Origin of the sequence: Tenacibaculum sediminilitoris (assembly GCF_964513795.1) — a bacterium.
GTDB lineage: Bacteria > Bacteroidota > Bacteroidia > Flavobacteriales > Flavobacteriaceae > Polaribacter > Polaribacter sediminilitoris.
In genome coordinates, this window is record NZ_CAZEQR010000035.1 from 1 (window position 1) to 5,495 (window position 5,495).

The window sequence follows — 5,495 nt, forward strand, 5'->3', positions numbered from 1 at the left end:
ATTTATAAATGTAATAATGGAAAGGAACTTAAACAATTAATTAAAGAGTCTATAAATACATATAATAACAAAAGACCACATTTAAGTCTTAACATGAAAACACCTAACTTTGTACATAACAAAAAAACCAGAGAAGTTAACTTCTCTGGTTCAATATAATTTTTTAAATAACTGTCAACCTATTTTAGGACGACTCACTAAAAGAAACTATACAGTCATAATTTCTTTTTCTTTTACTACATACTTTTCGTCAATTATTTTTACGTAATCGTCAGTCAATTTTTGAATTTCAGCTTCAGTATTTTTCTTCATATCGTCAGAAACATCAACTTTTTTAATTTCATTATTAGCATCTTTACGCGCATTACGAACACCTACTTTAGCGTGTTCAGCTTCTGACTTTGCTTGTTTAGCTAACCCTTTACGACGTTCTTCTGTTAATGGTGGAACGTTAATTATAATGTTATCTCCATTATTCATTGGGTTAAAACCGATGTTTGCAAGCATAATGGCTTTTTCGATTTCTTGTAACATGTTTTTCTCCCAAGGCTGAATTGATATGGTTCTAGCATCAGGAGTATTTACGTTAGCTACTTGTGATAATGGTGTTTGAGAACCATAGTAATCTACCATAATTGTGCTTAACATAGCAGGAGTTGCTCTACCAGCTCTAATTCCTGCTAATTCTTTTTCTAAGTGGCTAACAGCTTTATCCATAGCCTCTTTTGTCGAATCTAAAATAAAATCAATCTCTTCGTTCATTTTGTTCGTATTTAAAAGCCTCAAATAATAAGAGGGTAATTTTCGATTTATTAGTTATCAACTATTGTTCCAATGTTTTCTCCAGAAATTAACCTTAATAAGTTTCCCTGTTTGTTCATATCAAAAACAATAATTGGTAATTTGTTTTCTTCACTTAAAGTAAAAGCTGTCATGTCCATTACTTTTAAGCCTTTTTCAATGACATCTTTAAAGGTAATATTTTCATATTTAACAGCGTCTTTATTTTTTTCAGGGTCTGCTGTGTAAATACCATCAACACGTGTACCTTTTAAAATAGCATCTGCATTAATTTCAATAGCTCTTAATACTGCTGCTGTGTCGGTTGTAAAATAAGGATTTCCAGTTCCTCCACCAAATATTACTACACGCCCTTTTTCTAAATGACGGTTGGCACGACGTTTTATGTAAGGTTCTGCAATTTCTTTAATTTCAATAGCTGTTTGTAAACGTGTATGTATTCCTTCGTCTTCTAAGGCGCTTTGCAAAGCTAGTCCGTTAATACAGGTAGCTAACATTCCCATGTGGTCACCCTGCACACGATCCATACCTTGACTGGCACCTGCAACCCCTCTGAAAATATTTCCACCACCAATTACAATGGCGACTTCTACTCCTTTACCTATTACTTGTTTAATTTCTTGGGCATATTCTTTAAGTCTTTTAGGGTCAATTCCATATTGACGTTCTCCCATAAGAGCTTCACCGCTTAATTTTAAAAGAATTCTTTTGTATTGCATCTGTTCTGTTGAAAGTTGTGCAAAGCTACATATTTTTTTTGAGAGTTTTATGCTGAAAATGTAGGAGGGGTAAGTACAGTGTTACTATTTATTACTTAATTTTAATGACACGAGTTTTTGAAAAAGAATCATGCCAACCAACAGCATCAGATCCTAAAAAAGAGAAAGCATTAAAAGGGATATATCTACATAATGATCTTAATAGTATTGCGTCAAATGTAGGTTTGTTACCATTTTCATCAACAACTTTTGTTCCTGTTATAAACTTAGCAATCGATCTACCAGTTAAAGCTTCAAAAAAAGAGTAGTAGAACATTCCTATGATAAATCCCCATACAAATTCTTCCAGTTTTCCCATTTGCTCAAAATATCCAGCAGAGTTAGGAGAAATAATAGTAAGGAGAAGAGTAATTATAAAGCCTAAGAAAAAGCTGATTATTAATATAAATATTCTGTCAAGAAGATAATTGGCAAAACGCGTACCTTGACTAGCAGTTTGATTGATTAATTCGTTTTCACTATTTTTTGCTAAAAGTTTTTCTTTTAGCTGTGTGTTTTCGTCGAATGATTCACAAGTATCTTCAAAATCTGCAATAGAGTTTCTTAGTCCACAAATAATTCCTTTTTGACTATCGAATTTTTGATTATTACAAATTTTACAAAATTTTAAATGTTCTTCCCTTGTCATAGCTGTTTTTTTGATGAAGTGCTAATGTATTTAAAATTGAGTTGAAAATGAATCTAAATTAGTTGTATAAAAAAACCATCCAAAAATGGATGGTTTTTATAATATGATTGTTGAGAATTATCCTAAAGTAACTCTTACGAAGTTTTTAACTTCAACATCACCGTAAGAAGAAACATATTCTGCAACAGTTTTCTTTTCGTCTTTAATAAACTTTTGATCTAATAAACATTGTTCTTGATCTAAAGTTGTATTATCAGAGATAAATCTTTCCATTTTACCTGGTAAGATTTTGTCCCAGATTTGTTCTGGTTTCCCCTCAGCTTTTAATTGCTCTTTTGCTTCATCTTCAGCTTTAGCAATAGCTTCATCTGTTAACTGTAATCTAGACACGAATTCAGGTACGTTCTTTAAGGTTTTACCTAAACGTGCTAACTCTTCGTTGTCTTTAATAATTGCAGCAATTCTAGCTTCAGTTTCAGAAGCTACATAGGCAGAGTCAAAATCTTTATAAGATAAAGTAGTAGCTCCCATTGATGCAGCTTGCATAGCTAAGTCTTTGGTTAACTCAGCAGCATTATCTACAACAGCAGTTAAACCTACCATTGCAGCAATTTTACCAACATGAGTATAAGCTCCTACGTATGGTGCTTCAATTCTTTCGAAAGCAGTGATATCGATTTTTTCACCGATAACTCCTGTTTGCTCTATTAATTTTTCAGCAACAGTTACACCGCCAAAATCAGCAGCTAAGAATTCTTCTTTTGTTTTGTGATTAAAAGCGATGTCAACAAACTCTTGCGCTAAAGCTTTGAATGAATCGTTTTTAGCTACGAAATCTGTTTCACATGCTAATACGATAGCAACACCATATGTGTTGTCATCGCTAATTTTAGTGATTGCCACACCTTCAGTAGACTCACGATCTGCTCTCTTGGCAGCAATTTTTTGTCCTTTTTTACGTAAAATTTCAATAGCTTTATCAAAATCACCTTCAGCTTCTACTAATGCTTTTTTACAATCCATCATACCAGCTCCGGTAGTTTCTCTTAATTTTTTTACGTCTGCAGCGCTAATTTTTACTGACATTTCTATCGTTATTTTTTAGTTGTAAATATATTGTTGTACAAAGTTGTAAAAATTTAAAGGTTTCATGTAATGAAACCTTTAAATTAAAAATTATTTTGCTTCTTCTTTTGCTGGAGCCTCAGTTGTCTTTTCTTTGTCAGCTTTAGCTTTTTCTTTGTCAGCTTTTCTTTCAGTTAAGCCTTCAGCAATAGAATCTGTTACATACGATAATACTTTATCGATAGATTTTGAAGCATCATCATTTGCAGGAATTACAAAATCAATTGGTCTAGGATCAGAGTTTGTATCAACCATTGCAAAGATTGGAATGTTTAATTTTTGTGCTTCAGCAACAGCAATGTGTTCTTTCTTTACGTCAATTACAAATAAAGCCCCTGGTAAACGAGTCATATCAGAAATCGAACCTAAGTTCTTTTCTAATTTTTCACGTTGACGAGTAATTTGTAATTTTTCTCTTTTAGATAATGCATCAAAAGAACCATCGGTCTTCATTCTATCAATAGAAGTCATTTTCTTAACGGCTTTACGAATAGTAACGAAGTTTGTTAACATACCACCTGGCCAACGCTCAGTAATGTAAGGCATGTTTACAGCTTTAGCCTTTTCAGCAACGATATCTTTAGCTTGCTTTTTAGTTGCAACGAATAAGATTTTACGTCCTGAGTTAGCTATTTTTTGTAACGCAGCAGAAGCTTCGTCAATTTTAGCTGAGGTTTTGTACAAATCGATGATGTGAACACCATTACGTTCTGTATAAATGTATGGAGCCATGTTAGGGTTCCATTTTCTTGTTAAGTGACCAAAGTGTACGCCACTTTCTAATAATTCTTGAATGTTTGCCATTTTAATAAATGTGTTTACGTTCTGTTTTCGCAATATTTCAGTAGTTATTAAGTCTGAAATATTTAGATACTAAACTGTTAAAAATTAATTTATAAATAACAGTCTCAAAACATTTAAATACTGAAACAAGTCCAGTAATATATTAACGTTTAGAGAACTGGAATTTCTTACGTGCTTTCTTCTGACCGAATTTCTTACGTTCAACCATTCTTGGATCACGAGTTAATAATCCTTCTGGTTTTAATACAGCTTTATATTCTTCGTTAATTGATACTAATACTCTAGTAATCGCTAAACGAATAGCTTCAGCTTGACCAGTAACACCTCCACCATAAACGTTTACTTTAATGTCATAAGCCTCTAAGTTTTCAGTTAACATTAAAGGTTGTTGAACTTTATATTGTAAAGTTGGTGTTGTGAAATAGCTTTTAAACTCTCTCTTGTTGATAGTGATGTTTCCACTTCCTTGAGAAACATAAACACGAGCAACAGCTGTTTTTCTTCTACCTATTTTGTGTATAGTTTCCATAATTATTTAAGATCGTTAAGGTTAATAGTTTGAGGTTTTTGAGCTTCTTGATCATGCTCTGTACCTGCGTAAACATATAAATTTCTGAATAACGCACTACCTAATTTGTTTTTAGGTAACATTCCTTTTACTGCTTTTTCGATTAATCTTGTAGGATCTTTTTCAAACATTTCTGTAGCAGTTAATGATCTTTGCCCTCCTGGGTAACCTGTATGGCGGATATAAGATTTATCTGCCCACTTATTACCAGTTAGGTTAATTTTTTCAGCGTTGATAATAACAACGTTGTCTCCACAGTCTACGTGAGGAGTATAATTTGGCTTGTACTTACCTCTAATAAGTTTTGCAACTTTAGAAGCTAGACGACCCAATGTTTGCCCGTCCGCATCAACTAAAACCCACTCTTTGTTTACGGTAGCCTTATTAGCTGATACTGTTTTGTAACTTAATGTGTTCATAATTACACGATTAGTTTTTGTTTATTAATAATTAATTTTAATCCTTTAAAAAGGTTTGCAAATGTACGTTTAATTATTTAATTGACAAATAGCCTGTTAGTTTAATTTTAAGCTATTAGATTTTACTAAGTAGTACCTACAAAAAAAGCGTGCTTTAAGCACGCTTTTTTGAAATCGTATATTGTCCCGTCCTGAAATAAGTTGACACAAAATCGACTTATTATGAGTAAAGGAGTAAACAAGCGGGTTAAGCGCACCCAACGCGATTACAATTTAGGCTTTAAATTAGCCTTAGTAGCCGAGGTAGAAAAAGGCAACTACACCTATAAGCAGGTACAAAAAGTCTATGGTATTCAAGGTAGGAGTACTGT

The 5,495-nt window shown here is 32.8% G+C and carries 8 protein-coding genes and 1 pseudogene; 2 read left to right on the forward strand and 7 right to left on the reverse strand.

From position 1 onward, the window contains the following. A partial coding sequence (locus ACKTSW_RS09505) for an integrase core domain-containing protein (RefSeq protein WP_408023416.1) occupies positions 1-159 on the forward strand: 159 nt, incomplete at its 5' end. A 48-nt stretch (positions 160-207) separates the two neighbouring features. On the opposite strand, the gene frr is transcribed toward ACKTSW_RS09505, so the two are convergent. From frr to rplM, 7 genes are all read right to left on the reverse strand, one after another. Then, positions 208-762, reverse strand: a complete 555-nt coding sequence (gene frr / locus ACKTSW_RS09510; protein WP_101916204.1) for a ribosome recycling factor — start codon at positions 760-762, stop codon at positions 208-210. 50 nt (positions 763-812) lie between these two features. Continuing rightward, positions 813-1,520, reverse strand: coding sequence for a UMP kinase (pyrH, locus tag ACKTSW_RS09515; RefSeq protein WP_408025032.1), 708 nt, complete (start codon positions 1,518-1,520; stop codon positions 813-815). Positions 1,521-1,611: 91 nt separating this feature from the next. Continuing rightward, entirely contained in the window at positions 1,612-2,208 is a 597-nt protein-coding gene (locus tag ACKTSW_RS09520; RefSeq protein WP_408025033.1) for an RDD family protein, read from the reverse strand. 117 nt (positions 2,209-2,325) lie between these two features. Next, entirely contained in the window at positions 2,326-3,294 is a 969-nt protein-coding gene (gene tsf / locus ACKTSW_RS09525) for a translation elongation factor Ts (protein ID WP_408025034.1), read from the reverse strand. Positions 3,295-3,384: 90 nt separating this feature from the next. Next, a complete protein-coding gene (rpsB, locus tag ACKTSW_RS09530) occupies positions 3,385-4,137 on the reverse strand; it encodes a 30S ribosomal protein S2 (RefSeq protein ID WP_408025035.1) in 753 nt (250 codons plus the stop codon). Between the two features lie 142 nt (positions 4,138-4,279). Beyond that, on the reverse strand, positions 4,280-4,666 hold the full coding sequence (rpsI, locus tag ACKTSW_RS09535; RefSeq protein WP_408025036.1) for a 30S ribosomal protein S9: 387 nt from the start codon (positions 4,664-4,666) through the stop codon (positions 4,280-4,282). Positions 4,667-4,668: 2 nt separating this feature from the next. Beyond that, positions 4,669-5,124, reverse strand: coding sequence for a 50S ribosomal protein L13 (rplM, locus tag ACKTSW_RS09540; protein ID WP_408025037.1), 456 nt, complete (start codon positions 5,122-5,124; stop codon positions 4,669-4,671). Between the two features lie 222 nt (positions 5,125-5,346). Between rplM and ACKTSW_RS09545 the strand changes: the two are divergent. After that, positions 5,347-5,495 (forward strand): annotated as a pseudogene (locus tag ACKTSW_RS09545) (IS3 family transposase); the annotation flags it as partial.